Source organism: Aerococcus sp. L_32 (assembly GCF_050689315.1).
Genome location: NZ_JBOEQF010001163.1, coordinates 1 through 574, shown reverse-complemented (window position 1 = coordinate 574; position 574 = coordinate 1). Strand labels below are relative to the sequence as shown.

The following is a 574-nucleotide window of genomic DNA, read 5'->3' as shown; positions in this document are numbered from 1 at the left end:
TAGGGCTGTACAGTTTTTAAATAGGTTGAATGATTGGAATACCATACCAACTTGGGTACGGTATTTATTAATGTTCATTTTCTTCCCGTTTAAAATCGATTGGCCGTGGTATAAAATGTCGCCGCCAGTTGGTTCTTCAAGTAGGTTTAAGCAACGTAGTAGGGTAGATTTACCTGATCCAGATGAACCAATAATAGAGGTTACTTGTCCTGGGCGTACTTGGAAGTCGATATCACGTAGGACCAAGTTTTCCCCAAAACGTTTTTCTAAATGTTGTACATTTAAGATTAATTGATCTTGGTTTTGCATGTCATTTTCCTCCTATTGTTCTCTTTGACCGTTGATTACTGTATTCGTGCTAGATTCATAGACATGGTAAGTCTTTTTGCCTGCCATACGATTTTCGATAAAATTCAAGACACGAGTTGTTGTAAAAGTTAAGACAAAGTAGATAATCGCTGTAATTAGGAATGTTTGGAAGGTTAGGTAAGTTGAACCTGCAGCTGATTTCGTTACAAAGAATAACTCAGTTACTGCGATAACATTCAATACAGAAGTATCCTTAATATTGATT

1 protein-coding gene and 1 pseudogene are annotated in these 574 nt (G+C 36.4%); both read right to left on the bottom strand.

Features of this window, described 5'->3' with window-relative positions; genetic code table 11:
• Positions 1-309 (bottom strand): ATP-binding cassette domain-containing protein (locus ACRCJ0_RS18720; RefSeq protein WP_431391703.1); only part of this gene is annotated, 309 nt, incomplete at its 3' end.
• A gap of 12 nt (positions 310-321) precedes the next feature.
• Positions 322-574 (bottom strand): annotated as a pseudogene (locus ACRCJ0_RS18715) (amino acid ABC transporter permease); the annotation flags it as partial.